We start from the raw sequence: 15,005 nt of genomic DNA, 5'->3' as shown, positions 1-15,005 counted from the left end.
TAGCTAAAGTACTGTGCTCGAACGGGCGCGAATCAGGTTAAATTACCTCGATCGCGCGAAACAGGTTGGAATTGTGGCAAAAAACTGGTACGCGCTGATTTACTATCTTTGAATTGGTGCGTCCGAAGGTGATGCAGCAAGAGGGGATCAAAGACAGATGAACCTTGTGATTAAACCTGCGCTTGCCGTATTTGTCGCGTCAATCGGTTTTGATCCAGTTTCATCGTCGGCCCAGGACGCGTCGTGTAGTTGCGCGACCGCCTATCAAGGTCCGGCAGCCCCGATCGGATCAATCCATTCCGCAAACGGCGATTTGATGGTGTCGCGGACGGCTGGCTATGGCCCGGCCAAGGCCGGAAACGCGCTTGATTTCGGCAGCCGTGTGGTGGTTGGCGCCAAGGGGACCGCTTCTGCGCTGGTCGGCGGTTGCGGTCTGGATGTGCCGGTCAATTCAAGTCTCGATATTTCCCGCGCCGGAAATAGCATTTGCCTCAGGCTCATTGACTCCGAACAGACGGCCGCCATTCAGCCGTCTGGTGGTGGCCGTGGGTTTGGTCCGCCGGAGGCGATTTTCGCCGGGGCGCTTCTGACGAGTGACGTGCTCGCGGCGACGCAGGACGACAACAGCGGTGTCAGCCGCTGACGGGGAGGCAGCGGCGTTTGACGTTATGATGGTGGGTTTGCTCGGACTGGATTGACCGGCAGCGGGCCGAGTTTGATGAGTTCGTTAACCATATCGCTCTATTTCTTGGGGTGGAGCGGGTGTGATTCGTCCCAAGAGGGTGAGTTGCAGGTTTGGTGGGGTAACAAATGACGAATCGTCATCGGTTCGGGGCTGTTTTCTCTTTCGTTGTACTCGCTGCAGGGGGTGCCCTGTTTGCTACGCCTGAGGCTTTCGCTCAGCAAACCTGTTCCTGTCTAGCAACCATGCCCGCGTCCGCCGGTGCGGTTGGTCGTCTCACGCAAGTCCATGGTGATGTCCAGATGTCCCAGGCCGGCGGCTATGCGGGTGTGGGCACGGAAGCGCCGGTGTATTCAGGCGCGCGCATCATGACCGGGACGCAGGCGTCCGCTTCACTGGCTGTCGGCACCAATTGTGCGTTCGATATTCCCGCCAACGCCACGATCAAGGTCGATCCTGTCGAAGGCGGCATGTGTGTTTCACTCTATACGCCAGCTGCGACGGTCGAGCCTGCCACCTCGGAGCCTGGCATGCTGCCGGTTCTCCTGGGGGGCGCCGCGGTCGGTGGTGCTGCGGCGCTCATTCTCGGCCTGCAGAATGACGATGACGCCGTCAGCCGGTAGTCGAGAGCCGATGCCCGCTGTTTTGCGTAGATTGGTCAAATGCGTCATTCGCCTTCATGCGGGTGGCGCATCTGTGTTTTGTCGCGGCGAGGCCTTGCCTCCGCGCAGTCAGAAACGCCAATGATCGACCTGCATTCACATATCTTGCCTGGCCTCGACGACGGTTCCCCCAGCCTCGCCGAGTCGCTGGAGATGGCGCGGCTGGCAGTGGCCGACGGTACGACGCATATGGCATGCACGCCGCATGTTCTGCCTGGCGTCTATAAGAACGCCACGCAGAACATTGCCGAGGCAGTTCAGGCGCTGGAACTGGAGCTTCGGCGCGCTGCCATACCGCTTAGCCTGTACGTCGGCGCCGATATTCATATCGCACCTGATCTCCCCGATCGACTTATGCTTGGCACCGTGCCGACCTTGAACGGATCCCGCTATTTCCTGTTCGAGCCGCCGCATCATATCTTGCCGCCGCGTCTGGAAGACCTCGCCGCCCGTCTCATCAATGTCGGCTTCGTGCCGATCCTCACCCATCCGGAACGGTTGACCTGGATCAAGGCGAATTACGACGTCGTCGAGAGGCTAAATGCGCTGGGCTGCCTTATTCAGCTCACGGCTGATTCGGTGATAGGCGCGTTCGGGCGTACGGCGCTCTACTTCTCGGAAAAGCTGCTCGATGAGGGCAGGGTGGACATTATCGCCTCGGATACGCATGGCGCTGGCCGGCGCCGCCCCGGGCTTTCGCAAGCAGTTGTCGCCATCGCGAACCGGTGTGGGGAGGATGAGGCTTACAATATGGCGGTGAAACGCCCGGACGCGATACTACGGAATCAGCCGCTCGTGCCCCTTGGAAAGCACAGTACGAGAAAGTCGGGTGTCAGCAACGTGAGCCGTTTCGGCGGATTTGGCCGGCTGTTCAAGAGCGGGTCTCTGTGATGGGCATTTTCGATCTTGCAAGACGTCACGCGGGCACGGTGCCTGCGTTGCTTATTTCGCTTGCGATGTCTGCTTGCGCCAGCACCACGTCGACATCGACGTCGTCCACGAGTTCTGTCCACGCGCTGCAACCGGCGGCGTCCTCCACGGCTCTTTCCGGCGGCGGCACGCTGCAGGTGGTGAAGGATCTGCCGCCGCCGCAGAATACGCAAAATGGCAGCGAGCAGCCTTTGTCTGCCAACGATGTGCTCGAGGTCAGCGTGTTCCAGGTCGACAATTTGAACCGAACGGTTCAGATCGACGCAGGCGGGCAGATTTCGCTTCCGCTGATTGGGGCGATGACCGCGGCCGGGAAGACCGTTCGCCAGCTCGAGAAAGAAATCGAGACCGCCTATGGTGAAAAGTACCTGCAATCGCCTGACGTGACGATCTTCGTCAAGGAATCGATTGGCCAGCGCATCACGGTCGATGGTGAAGTCAACAAGGCCGGCATTTATCCTGTATCGAGCAGCGCTTCCTTGCTGGATGCGATCGCCCTTGCCGGGGGCTTCAATGCGGTCGGTGACGCCGGCAAGGTCTTCGTCTACCGCAATGTCGGTCAAAACAAGCTGGTCGCAAACTACAATGTCGAGGAAATCCGCTCCGGTAGGAATCGCAACCCACGCATCTATGGAGGCGACGTGGTCGTCGTCTTTGCTTCGAAGTCGAAAATCGCGATGAACAATTTGAAGGATGCCCTGGGCCTCGCCTCTAGCGCTGCCCGCATTGCGGTCATTCCGTAGACACGGACAACCCTGGATCACCTCGCGCATGCTCGATCGCAACACGCAGCCCCAACTTGCCGAACCCGGACATGGCCAGGCCCTGTCCGCGGACCTCTATTACGACGTGCCGCAACACTACGCTCCCTATGCGCGCGACTATGCTGGCCAGGATGAGGGGTTCAATCCGCTCAAGCTGCTTTTTTACATTGTCCAATACCGCTGGCTGATCGTCATGATGGCGGCTGCCGGGCTTGTTGCCGGCGTCACGGTGACGATGATGCAGACACCAAAATATCAGGCAACGACGCAGCTCGAAGTCCTGGTGCCTTCGGCAAAGGTCTTTCAGGACATTGAGGTTGTTTCCGAAGCCAGCGACGTCAGGGCCTTTTTGACCGCGCGTGAGAAGCTGAGGAGCCGGGCGCTGGCTCAGCGCGTGGTGTTCCAACTGGGGCTTGGCGAAAAGCCGGACTTCCTGTTTCCGACGCCGAGCTTTTCGCTGAGCAATATCGTCTACCGGGCGTTCGGAATCTCCAAGTCGCCTTCCATCAAGGAGAAGACGCCCGAAGAGCGTGAGGCAATTGCCATCAAGCGCATCCTGGAAGACCTGACGGTCAATCTGGTGACCAATACAAGCCTGCTGTCGATCACCTTTGTCGATCAAAAGCCGAAATATGCAAGCGACGTAGCCAATCAGGTCGCGCAGAGTTTTATCGATCAGCGCCTGGACCAGACCAGCGAGACCTCTGATCTGGCGAGGCAGTTCATCCAGGAACAGGTTTTGCAGGTGAAGCAAAAGCTGCAGACCTCCGAGGAGGAATTGGTCACCTATGCAAAAGATGCCGGCATCACGGTTACCGGCGACGACAAATCTCTGATCGGCTCGAACATCGAAGCCCTGAACACCGCACTGGCCACGGCAATCCAGGAGCGCCTTGATGCGGGGCGGGTGGTGGATCAGATAGAAAAGGGCCGCGGGTCGAGCCTCGGTCCAGTCCTGGAAAGCGAAGGTCTGCAGAAGCTCAGCGAAAAGCTGGCGGACCTGACCAGCCAGTATCAGCAGAAACTGGGTATTCTAAAGCCTGCTTTTCCGGAAATGCAGCAATTGCAAGCGCAGATCAAGGAACTGCAGAGGCTCTACAACAATGGCGTGCTTGCGATAACCGATTCGTTGCGACTGAAATACCAGGAAGCGCAGAACAAGGAGGCCGACCTCAAATCCAAGCTCGCGGAGATGGAGAGGCAGCAGGTCGTCTTCAACGACAAGAATATCAAATACACGATCCTGAAGCGCGAGGTCGATTCCAACCGGTCGCAGTACGACAGCCTTATCGCCAAGCTGAATGAAGTCGGGGTCAGCTCGGAACTCAAGACCCAAAGCGCAGCAATTGTCGATTTCGCTTCGCTGCCCGCAGCCCCTTATTCTCCGCGCCTGAGCATCAATCTTGCAATCGCTCTGGCGCTTTTCATGGCCTTGACTGCATCGATCATCTACATCATCGAGTTGCTGAATAACACCTTCACCAACCCTGAGCAGATCGAGAAAGAGCTGGGGCTGTCGATGCTCGGCATCTTGCCGCTTGTCGATGACCGCGAACTCATAGCCAGCATCGCCGATCAGAAATCCGGCCTCTCCGAGGCCTACCGTTCGCTGCGAACATCGCTGCAGTTCTCCGGTGCCGAGGGCGCGCCGCGATCGCTGCTGGTGACCAGCTCGGAGCCGTCGGAAGGCAAATCGACCACCTCGTTCAAGCTCGGCCAGGATTTCGCGGCGCTCGGCGCAAGGGTTCTGCTTGTCGATGGCGATCTTCGCAAACCCAATCTGCATCGGCTGTTCGGCCTCGACAACGCGATCGGGTTGAGCAACCTGCTGACAAACACCGTTCGCAAGGACGATCTGGCGGGCATTTTCAGGCCGACGAAATACCCCAATGTCACCGTGCTGACGTCCGGAACGATTCCGCCGAATCCGGCTGACCTGCTATCTTCGCAGAAAATGGCGCTGATCTTGACCAATCTCGGCAAACGCTTCGATCTGGTCATCATCGACGCCCCACCGGTCGTCGGTCTTTCCGATGCACCAATCCTCAGCCGGCTTGCCGAAGGCACGTTGATGGTCGTTTCCACCAGCCAGGTCACACGCAAATCAGCCAAGACGGCGGTCAAGCGTCTGCGCGCAGCCGGTGCGAATGTGATCGGAGCGGCGATGTCGAAATTTGCGGTCAACAAGTTCGATTACAACTACGCCTACAAATACATGAACTACCAGTACTACGACTACGGCGCGAGTACCCCGAAAATTGAGGGCAAAGTCGATGACGGAGCAGGCCAGCCCGCTCACGCGAAATCTCCGGCGTTCAGGCGTTTGGTTCGTCGCCTCCGTTCTGGTGTTGGTGGCTTCGTCGATCGGGCTAAGTCGGCTTCTTGAGACCGAGAAGCCGACCGTATCCCTTGCTCTGGATCCGTTGAACATAAATGCCTTGATAGGTGAAATTACCGGTGAACTGAACGAAACGGGCAACGGTGCTGATCTCGACGTTTTGGCTGAAAAGGCAAGGGGCGCGCTTCGCTTCAATATCGCGGACGCTCGGCTCTACAGCCTGATCGGTGAGATCGAGTATCGACAAGGCGAGAAAGACGAGGCTTTTGAACTCTTCGATCAGGCTCGAAGGCTGTCCAAGACCGAGATCCATGCGCTTCAGCGGTCGATCGATCGCTCGATCGAGGTGGGCGATCTGTCAAAGGCCGTCGGCGAGATCGACACCTTGCTGCGCCGGTGGCCGGACCGGTTTCCCGTCATCGCCGCGGGCATGCCGGCCATTCTTTCAAATCCGGACGGATATCAGGCTGTGCTGACAGCCACAAAAGCCGAAGCACCGTGGAGAACCAGTCTCTTCTCCGCTCTCGGCCAGGATCCTCGGGGGCTGCGCGCCGCAAATCAACTGCTGCTCGACCTTGCCGGATCAAGTTCACCACCGACACCGAAGGAATTGTCTGCCGTGATCAACGGCTATATCAGGCAAAAGGACTATGAGGCGGCCTACCGGCTGTTCCTTTTCAGCCTGTCCGATCAGGAGAGGACGCTCGGCGGATACATTTTCAACGGCGGCTTTGAGCCGGTCCGCGGCGGCAAGCCATTCGATTGGCAGGTTCACGATCGGTCCGGTCTGGAAATTACCTTTGCCGGATCGCGCGATGTCGGCGAAAGCGACAGCGGAGCGACCGTTCGATTTCTGAATACGCCGGTGAAGAACGCCGCGCTCCAGCAATATCTTGAACTACCTCCCGGCTCCTACAGGATTTCCCTGATCGCCTCCGCGAGGAACCTGAAGCTGCCAAAGCAGCTGTTTTGGTCCATCAGATGTGCAGACCCGGCAAGCGAAATAGCCCGATTCAACATTCCTGAAGGCACATTCAACCGGCAGGCTTTGAGCCTGGATTTCGCGATCGGACCAAGCGCGTGTCCCATGCAATTGCTGCGGCTGGAAACAGCCGCCATCGCTGAGAGCTGGCGATTTCGATACGTCGGCACGTTGGTCATGCACAAACTGGCCATCGAAAGAGTTTCATCTTGAGAGAGCGGTCAACCCCGCCCACGGAGTGGGAAAAGTATCTGCTTGGGTCAGTTCTTTTCCTGTCGGTGCTGATTGGCGGCGGCACGGCGAGTGGCCTCTACACCGAAACGCTGATCGAGATTGCGGCGATTGCTTCGTCCGCGGCCGTCTTCTCAAGGCCATCGGGGCAGAGCGTTCCCCGTTCGGCTCTGTGGCTGCTTGCCCTTGCCCTTGCGGTGTTCTGCTTTCAGATCGTGCCGCTGCCTGCAGCCCTGTTCAGCGGATTTCGGCCTGAAGTTTTGCTCGCGAGCCCATGGCTGGCCGGCGAAACCCGGCTGCGCTTCGTCAGTGTCGGCGTGGGGCGCACGATCGAGTGTCTGTTGTACTTTGCCGTGGCGGCGGCATTTTTCCTGGGCGTCACCCGCTTGCGCCCGGATCAGGTCTACGGCCTTCTGCCCTTCTTTTTCATGGGTGTCATCTGCAACGGATTGGCCGCGGCGATCCAGTATTCACTCTCCGATACGGTTGCCATAGAGGGGTTGTTGCCGTTCACGATCAATGCGGGACTGTTTGCCAACCAGAATCATTTTTCGGCTTTGCTCTTCGTCTCCATTCCCTTCGTCGTCTATTACGGTCTCTTCCGCGGGCACCTTCTGTCCGGCTCGCTCGGGTTGATATCGCTGTTGCTGCTGCTTCTGGCCGCCGGTTCGCGCGCCGGTATTCTGATAGGCTTGGCGATCACCGTAATATCGGTTGTCTTTCTGTCTGCTCGTTCCAGGCTGGGAGGTTATGGCATCCTTGCGGTCTTCATCGGACTTTCCCTCTACACGATAGGCGCGTGGACAAAGATCGATGCGGAGGTGGTTGATCCAGCCTTTGGGCGCGCCGAATTCGCGCGCACGACGATCGTGGGAATTGAAGAGAACTGGGCGACAGGAGTGGGTTTCGGCAGTTTCCCCAAGGTCTATCAGGTTTACGAAAAGGGAGAGATGATCTTCAAGCCCTATGTGAACCACGCTCATAACGATTATCTGGAATTGGCACTTGAGGGTGGCGTTCCTGTTGTCTTTCTGATCATAGCTTACTTGATATTACTTTTCGCCTCGTCTGTTAGGGCGCGGCGGGATCCGTTGCAGAAAGCGGCGTTTCTCTCAGTGTCGTTTCTTCTCGTTCATTCCCTGGTTGATTATCCCTTGCGAACGGCGGCGCTTGCCATGACCTTTGCGTTTATGAATGGCATCATCTTTCACAAAGGCTTTGCTGAGCGGTTGAGCCAAAAAAGCGGGTCGACCGAGGCCCATCACCATGGCGACAATTTGCTTGTTCCCGTCGGGCCGTCGGTCTTGGCAAGATGCGGGCAGTGGGGGCGCCTGGAATTGGCCATGGATTGGCGCCGGACGTGATCCAGTCGTTTGTCGAAACCCGAGATTGACAAGCCATTGCATGGAACCTAAGCACGGACAGTTCGAGCCGGGGGGCTTAGGCATGTCAAGGAGAGCTTCTTGAAAGGAATTATCCTTGCTGGAGGCAGTGGAACGCGTCTCTATCCGCTAACATTAGCAATCTCTAAGCAGATTCTGCCGATATACGACAAGCCGATGATCTATTATCCGCTGAGCGTTTTGATGCTCGCGGGTATTCGCGAGATTCTGGTCATTTCAACGCCGCGTGATCTGCCGGTTTTCCGCGATCTGCTTGGTGATGGATCGGAGTTCGGGCTCGACCTGTCCTATGCCGAGCAACCGCAACCCAACGGCCTTGCGGAAGCCTTTATCATCGGCCGGGATTTCATCGGCAAGGACAGCGTGTCGATGATCCTCGGCGACAACATCTATTTCGGCGATGGGCTGTCGCAGCTTTGCCGCGACGCGGCCTCGCGCGAAAAGGGCGCTTCGGTGTTCGCCTATCATGTCGAGGATCCCCAACGTTATGGTGTCGTATCCTTCGACAAGGTCACCGGAACGGCGCTGACAATCGAAGAAAAGCCGCAGAACCCGAAATCCAACTGGGCTGTCACCGGTCTCTATTTCTATGACAACGACGTCGTCGACATCGCCCCCTCCATCCGACCCTCGGCGCGCGGCGAGCTCGAGATTACGGCGGTCAACAATGTCTACCTCGAGCGTGGCCAGTTGCATGTGCACCGGTTGGGGCGCGGTTATGCCTGGCTCGACACCGGCACGCATGACAGCTTGCATGAAGCCTCCTCATTCGTGCGCACCATCGAACATCGCCAGGGCATCAAGGTCGCTTGTCCCGAAGAGATCGCCTTTGAACAGGGTTGGCTGACGGTGGACCAGGTTCTGCGTCGCGCCGACCGCCTGGGCAAGAATGAGTATGCCGCCTATCTGCGCCGGCGTGTCGTCGACCTGTCGGAGGGCTAGGTGCTGGAAGTCAGGTCCCTTGGCATCGATGGCGTGCTGGAGATCGTTCCGAAGCGACATGGCGACGCGCGCGGTTTTTTCGTGGAAACCTACAATGCCGAGCGCTTTGCGCAGGCAGGCATAGACTTGCTTTTCGTGCAGGACAATCATTCCTACTCCGCGGCGGCAGGTGTCTTGCGAGGGCTTCACTACCAACTTGCGCCGCGGGCCCAGGACAAGCTGTTGCGCGTCATTCGTGGCAGCATTCTCGACGTTGCGGTCGACATTCGCCGCAGTTCGAAGACCTTCGGAAAATGGGTCGCTCTCGAAGTGTCGGCCGAAAAGGGCAACCAGATTCTGGTGCCGAAAGGCTTCGCGCACGGCTTCGTGACGCTCGTGCCCGACACCGAGGTTCTTTATAAGGTCACGGACACCTATTCGCAGGCGCATGACCGGTCGATCCGCTTCGACGATCCCGCCATCGGCATCGAATGGCCGTCATTGACCGGCGGGTTCCAGCTTTCTGACAAGGACCTGAAGGCGCCGCTGCTGGCCGCCGCCGAGGTGTTTGCTTGATGAGGACAGCGGCATGAATTTTCTGGTGACGGGCGGTGCTGGCTTCATCGGTTCGGCGGTGTGCCGGCACCTGTGCGCCAATCCGGCCTATCGGGTGACCAATCTCGACAAGCTCACCTATGCGGGAAACCTGGCCTCGCTGCGGCCGATCGAGAATGCGCACAATTACCGTTTTGCTCATGTCGATATCTGCGACGAGAGGGCGGTGCTCGATATCCTCCATCGGGACGATATCGACATCGTCATGAACCTTGCCGCCGAGAGCCATGTCGACCGTTCGATCGACGGACCGGGCACGTTTATCGAGACCAACATCGTCGGCACCTACAAGATCCTCAATTCCGCGCTGGAATATTGGCGCGGCCTGCCCGAGGACAGGAAGAGCCGCTTCCGCTTCCATCATGTCTCGACCGATGAGGTGTTCGGCGATCTTCCTTTCGATGGCGGCATGTTCGTCGAGGAAACGCCCTACGCGCCGTCTTCGCCCTATTCCGCCTCGAAAGCGGCCTCGGACCATCTGGTGCGAGCCTGGCACGAAACCTATGGCCTGCCGGTTGTGCTTTCCAACTGCTCGAACAATTACGGACCCTATCACTTTCCCGAAAAGCTGATCCCGCTGGTCATCCTCAATGCGCTCGATGAAAAGCCGCTGCCGGTCTATGGCGCCGGCGCCAATGTGCGCGACTGGCTGTTCGTCGAGGATCATGCGCGCGCACTAGAACTTGTCGCCACCAGGGGACTGCCGGGCGAGAGCTACAATGTTGGCGGCAACTCGGAGCGGACGAACCTGGGCGTCGTCGAGACGATCTGCGATCTGCTCGACATCAGGCGTCCGCGGGCAGGCGGCAAGAGTTATCGCGACCTGATCTCTTTCGTCACCGACCGCCCCGGTCATGATCGCCGCTATGCCATCGACGCATCGAAGATCAGCCGGGACCTGGGCTGGGTGCCCAATGAGAATTTCGACAGCGGCCTTGCCAAGACCGTCGACTGGTTCCTGGACAACAAATGGTGGTGGGGGCCGATCCGGGAGCAGCGCTATGCCGGTGAACGGTTGGGCGAGGCACGCAAGGGGGTAGTGTGAGGCTCGTTGTCACCGGACGCGAGGGCCAGGTAGCGGCAAGCCTTCTTGAGGCCGGCCAGGGGCATGACGGCGTTGAGGTCATCGCCATTGGCCGTCCGGACCTCGACCTGGCAAAACCCGATACAGTGATCGACGCCATTGCGGCGGCGAAGCCTGATATCGTCGTGTCGGCTGCCGCCTACACGGCGGTGGATCAGGCCGAGGATGAGCCCGATCTGGCATTTGCGGTGAACGCCGTCGGCGCCGGCAAGGTGGCGGAAGCAGCAAGGCGGCTTGGCGTTCCGGTCATCCATCTTTCGACCGACTATGTCTTCGACGGCAGCGCTCCTGGCGCCTATGTCGAGACCGACGTAACCGCACCGCGCAGCGTCTACGGCGCCTCCAAACTTGCCGGCGAGCAGGCGGTTGCATCAGCCAATCCGCACCATCTGATCCTGCGCACAGCTTGGGTTTACAGCCCATTCGGCAAGAATTTCGTCAAGACCATGCTGCGGCTTGCCGCCGACCGCGACGAGATTTCGATCGTTGCCGATCAGTGGGGAAACCCCACCTCAGCACTTGATATCGCCGATGCAATCCTGCACGCGGCAGCGCTGCTGCATGGCGACAAAGGTTTTGATGCATTCGGCATTTACCATCTGGCCGGAACCGGCGAGGCCAACTGGAGCGGCTTTGCCTGTCATATCCTGGACACAAGCCGTGTGTTTGGTGGTCCTTGGGCGCGGGTACGGGATATTGCTACGATGGACTACCCGACCAAGGCGAGCCGCCCCGCCAATTCCCGGCTATCAAGCGCGAAATTCGCCTCCGTCTTCGGCTGGACTGCGCCAGACTGGAGACTTTCCGCGGAAGCGGTAGTGCACCGGCTTCTCATTGGTGGGACAAAACAGGTATTGACCGCATGAGCAAGCATCCTTCAGCGGAAACCACGCGCGATGCGAAACCTGGCTCGCAGGTTGTTGACGAGGCGGCGCCGAAAAAACGGGCACGGGCGAAAATCGCGCCGCCTGGAGAACACGACGTTTCACTGCGTGATCTTTACAATGCGCATGACGGCAAGGTGTCGGACAAATGGTCAGTTTATCTCAGCGCATATGACCGAATTTTTTCAGAATATCGGAACAAGCCGGTTCGAATTCTGGAAATTGGAGTTCAGAACGGCGGTTCGCTGGAAATCTGGCGACGATATTTTGCCAATGCGGAGCTTGTTCTTGGCTGTGATATCAATTTGGCCTGCGGTAATTTAATTTTCGACGATGAGAAGATCGCCGTTGTCATCGGTGATGCCAATACGGATGAGGTTGAGAGAAGTATTGCTGCGAGATCCGATAAATTCGATATCATAATTGACGATGGATCACATAATTCATCGGATATAATACGCTCGTTCACTCGTTATTTCCCTCATCTTTCCGAAGGGGGGTATACATAGCCGAGGATTTGCATTGCAGCTACTGGCGGGAATTTGACGGGGGGCTCTACGATCCTCTTTCCTCCATGTCATTCTTCAAGCGCCTGCTCGACGTGGTCAACCATGAGCACTGGGGGCTGGACCGTCCTCGATCCGACGCTTTAGTCACTTTTGCTAAAGAATATGAGATCGCATTCGAGGAAGCTTCTCTCGCGTCGGTCCATTCCATTGAGTTTTTGAATTCGCTCTGCGTTGTGACGAAGCGACCGACGCAGGAAAATGTCCTGGGACCTCGCAGCGTGCACGGCCAGGTTGCTCTCGCTGAGGAGAGCGTGGTTCCCCTCGACGGTACCGAGAGCAAAGCGGCCGATCAAACCGGAAACCCATGGTCGTTGAAGTCGATGACAATGGAAGAGGAGATTCCAACCAACAGAGAGCTGATAAAACTCCATGGAATGCGCATCGAGGCCTTCTCCAGCGAGATAGTCGAAATGCGCGAGCAAATCCGGGTCAACGAGGACGAGATCGTCCGGACAAGGGCACAGGTTATCGCGAAAGACGAAGAGGTTATCGCGAAAGACGAAGAGATCGTCCGGACAAGGGCACAGGTTATCGCGAAAGACGAAGAGATCGTGCGGATAAGGGCACAGATTGCCGCTGGAGCCGAAGAGGTCGCGCGGACAAATGCACAGGCCATCGCGATGGGCGAAGAGATCCAGGCCTTGCAAGAAGAACTTTCGATAGCGCACACGGCAAAGAGCGCGCTGCTTGCGGACCGCGAGAATGCGCGCTCTGAGGAAACCCGGTTGCATGGTGTTCTCGATGCCGTTTATGACAGCACGTCCTGGCGACTGACCGGACCTTTGCGCAGGATCAGGAACCGCGTCCGCGCCATCGGCAAAACGCCCATGTTGGCCCGCAGCCTGCTGGCTCGCGGCGCTTACACTTGCTGGCACAATCTGCCGCTGCCTGTCGACGTCAAGCGAAAGATGAAGAGAGCGGTGTTTTCGACTTTCCCTTCGCTGTTTGGCGTTACGAATGCCTACCGGGCCTGGCGAAACCTGGAGGCGCCCGACGCGCCCATTGGCGGCAATGGGATGGTTTTGCACGGAGCGCGGGTCAGTTCCGGTCCGATCTTTGCGCCCGAGCCCGTCTATGTGCCGCTTCTCGAGGCGCCGCCGCTCCTCCAAAAGCCGGTGCGCGTCATCGCGTTCTACCTGCCGCAATTCCACACGATCCCTGAAAATGATGAATGGTGGGGGCAGGACTTCACCGAATGGACCAATGTCAGGCCCACAGAGCCGCAATTTGTCGGCCACCAACAGCCGCATGTGCCGGATGCGCTCGGCTACTACGACTTGCGCGACACCGCCGTGCAGCACCGCCAGATCGAGCTGGCAAGGCTCTATGGCGTCGAAGGCTTCTGCTTCTATTTTTATTGGTTCGCTGGCAAGCGGCTTTTGGAAACGCCGCTCGAGAACTGGCTCGAGGACAAGAGCCTCGACATGCCGTTCTGCGTCTGCTGGGCCAACGAGAACTGGTCGCGCCGTTGGGACGGGATGGACCAGGAGATACTCATCGCCCAGGACCACTCCCCCCATGACGATCTCGCCTTCATCGCCGAGGTCGCGCCTTATCTTCGCGACCCTCGCTATATCCGCATCGACGGCAAGCCGCTGCTGCTCGTCTATCGACCAAGCCTGCTGCCTGCGGCAGCCGAGACGGCGCGGCGCTGGCGGACCTGGTGCCGGGAGAACGGCATCGGCGAGATTTTCCTGGCCTACACCCAATCGTTCGAATCTGTCCCCCCCCGACCGTTACGGGTTCGATGCCGCTGTGGAGTTTCCGCCAAACAATTCCGCGCCGCCAAATGTCACGCATACAGTGACGCCGCTGCACGAGGATTTTGCCACGACCGTCTATGACTGGTCGGTTTTTCCGCAGCGTAGCGAGACCTATCCACCCCGCAAATACAAGCTCTTCCGTTCGGTTTGTCCTGGCTGGGACAATACGGCACGCCGCAAGCGCGGCGGCACCGTGTTCATCAACAACACCCCTGCGCTCTACCGCAGATGGCTGGAGAACGCGATCGAAGACACTCTGGCCCACGTCAGCGAGCCGTCCGAGCGGCTGGTGTTCGTCAATGCCTGGAACGAGTGGGCGGAAGGCGCCCATCTGGAGCCCGATAGCGCAAACGGCCACGCCTACCTGCAAGCGACCCGCGACGCTCTGGAGGCCGCCAACAGGAAACGCAAATCCCGGATCGTAGTCGTTTCCCACGACGCCCATCCGCATGGGGCACAATTGCTGGCGCTGAATTTGGCCAAGGAGTTCAAGCAGCTTGGTTTTGAGCCCGATCTCATCGTGCTGGGTGACGGGCCGCTGCTCGGCCGTTTCGCCCACGCCGCGACCGTGCATAGGATCGACTTGGCTGAGCAAGGCGATGCCGATGTGTTGAAACGCTTGGCCGCCATCAGAAACAACGGCGCTGAAGTGGCCGTCGTGAACACCACCGTATCCGGCAAGCTCGTTCCGCTTTTGAAGCGGGCGGGGTTCCGCACCGTTTGCCTCGTCCACGAACTGCCCGGAATATTGGCGTCCTATGGTCTTGCTGACGCAGCCGCAGCTGTTGTCGGGAGCGCTGACACGGTCGTTTTCCCAGCCGAGATCGTCAAAGCCGGATTCGAAGAGTTTGTTGGCCAGCCGGTCAGCCAGTCGGTAGTCAGGCCGCAAGGACTCTATCTGCATACGCCCTACCACGCCGATGATCGCCAACGGGTCCGCGAGGCGGTTCGCGCGAAATTGCAGCTCTCGACCAACGCCAGCATCATCCTGTGCGCGGGCTATGCCGATCATCGCAAGGGCCTCGATCTTTTCGTTGATGCTTGCCTCAAGGTTATGGCATCCAGGCCTGATGCGGTTGCAGTCTGGGTCGGCCATGTCGATACTGCCTTTCACGCCAAGCAAATGCGACGGGTGAAGGAAGCGGGACTGGAGGGCCGCTTCGTCTTTGTCGGATTG

The 15,005-nt window shown here is 58.6% G+C and carries 12 protein-coding genes and 1 pseudogene; all 13 read left to right on the top strand.

Annotated elements, in window-relative coordinates:
• Nucleotides 1-157: 157 nt before the first annotated feature.
• The 13 genes and pseudogenes from HB777_18875 to HB777_18815 all read left to right on the top strand — a co-directional run bounded on the left by HB777_18875 (nt 158) and on the right by HB777_18815 (nt 14,216).
• Nucleotides 158-643, top strand: coding sequence for a hypothetical protein (locus tag HB777_18875; protein ID QND65769.1), 486 nt, complete (start codon nt 158-160; stop codon nt 641-643).
• Between the two features lie 341 nt (nt 644-984).
• Nucleotides 985-1,305: a hypothetical protein gene (locus HB777_18870; protein ID QND65768.1), complete on the top strand. Its 321-nt coding sequence runs from the start codon at nt 985-987 to the stop codon at nt 1,303-1,305.
• A gap of 120 nt (nt 1,306-1,425) precedes the next feature.
• Entirely contained in the window at nt 1,426-2,235 is an 810-nt protein-coding gene (locus HB777_18865; GenBank protein ID QND65767.1) for a capsular biosynthesis protein, read from the top strand.
• Nucleotides 2,235-3,017: a polysaccharide export protein gene (locus HB777_18860; protein QND65766.1), complete on the top strand. Its 783-nt coding sequence runs from the start codon at nt 2,235-2,237 to the stop codon at nt 3,015-3,017. Before HB777_18865 ends, HB777_18860 begins: the two co-directional genes overlap by 1 nt.
• Before the next feature lie 28 nt (nt 3,018-3,045).
• Nucleotides 3,046-5,424, top strand: coding sequence for a polysaccharide biosynthesis tyrosine autokinase (locus tag HB777_18855; GenBank protein ID QND65765.1), 2,379 nt, complete (start codon nt 3,046-3,048; stop codon nt 5,422-5,424).
• Nucleotides 5,312-6,571, top strand: a complete 1,260-nt coding sequence (locus tag HB777_18850) for a hypothetical protein (GenBank protein ID QND65764.1) — start codon at nt 5,312-5,314, stop codon at nt 6,569-6,571. The genes HB777_18855 and HB777_18850 overlap by 113 nt, the downstream gene beginning before the upstream one ends.
• Entirely contained in the window at nt 6,568-7,953 is a 1,386-nt protein-coding gene (locus HB777_18845; protein ID QND65763.1) for an O-antigen ligase family protein, read from the top strand. The genes HB777_18850 and HB777_18845 overlap by 4 nt, the downstream gene beginning before the upstream one ends.
• Before the next feature lie 99 nt (nt 7,954-8,052).
• A complete protein-coding gene (gene rfbA, locus HB777_18840) occupies nt 8,053-8,934 on the top strand; it encodes a glucose-1-phosphate thymidylyltransferase RfbA (GenBank protein QND65762.1) in 882 nt (293 codons plus the stop codon).
• The gene (gene rfbC, locus HB777_18835; GenBank protein QND65761.1) at nt 8,935-9,489 is read left to right on the top strand and encodes a dTDP-4-dehydrorhamnose 3,5-epimerase; all 555 of its coding nucleotides are present in this window, start codon (nt 8,935-8,937) and stop codon (nt 9,487-9,489) included.
• A gap of 13 nt (nt 9,490-9,502) precedes the next feature.
• Nucleotides 9,503-10,573: a dTDP-glucose 4,6-dehydratase gene (rfbB, locus tag HB777_18830; GenBank protein ID QND65760.1), complete on the top strand. Its 1,071-nt coding sequence runs from the start codon at nt 9,503-9,505 to the stop codon at nt 10,571-10,573.
• Entirely contained in the window at nt 10,570-11,478 is a 909-nt protein-coding gene (gene rfbD, locus HB777_18825) for a dTDP-4-dehydrorhamnose reductase (protein QND65759.1), read from the top strand. Before rfbB ends, rfbD begins: the two co-directional genes overlap by 4 nt.
• The gene (locus HB777_18820) at nt 11,475-12,005 is read left to right on the top strand and encodes a class I SAM-dependent methyltransferase (protein ID QND65758.1); all 531 of its coding nucleotides are present in this window, start codon (nt 11,475-11,477) and stop codon (nt 12,003-12,005) included. The genes rfbD and HB777_18820 overlap by 4 nt, the downstream gene beginning before the upstream one ends.
• Before the next feature lie 968 nt (nt 12,006-12,973).
• Nucleotides 12,974-14,216, top strand: a pseudogene (locus HB777_18815) (glycosyl transferase family 1).
• The last annotated feature ends 789 nt before the right edge of the window (nt 14,217-15,005 follow it).

Source organism: Mesorhizobium loti, from assembly GCA_014189435.1.
Lineage (GTDB): Bacteria > Pseudomonadota > Alphaproteobacteria > Rhizobiales > Rhizobiaceae > Mesorhizobium > Mesorhizobium loti_G.
The sequence above is the reverse complement of the archived record's forward strand: the minus strand, read 5'-3'. Positions and strand labels throughout refer to the sequence as shown.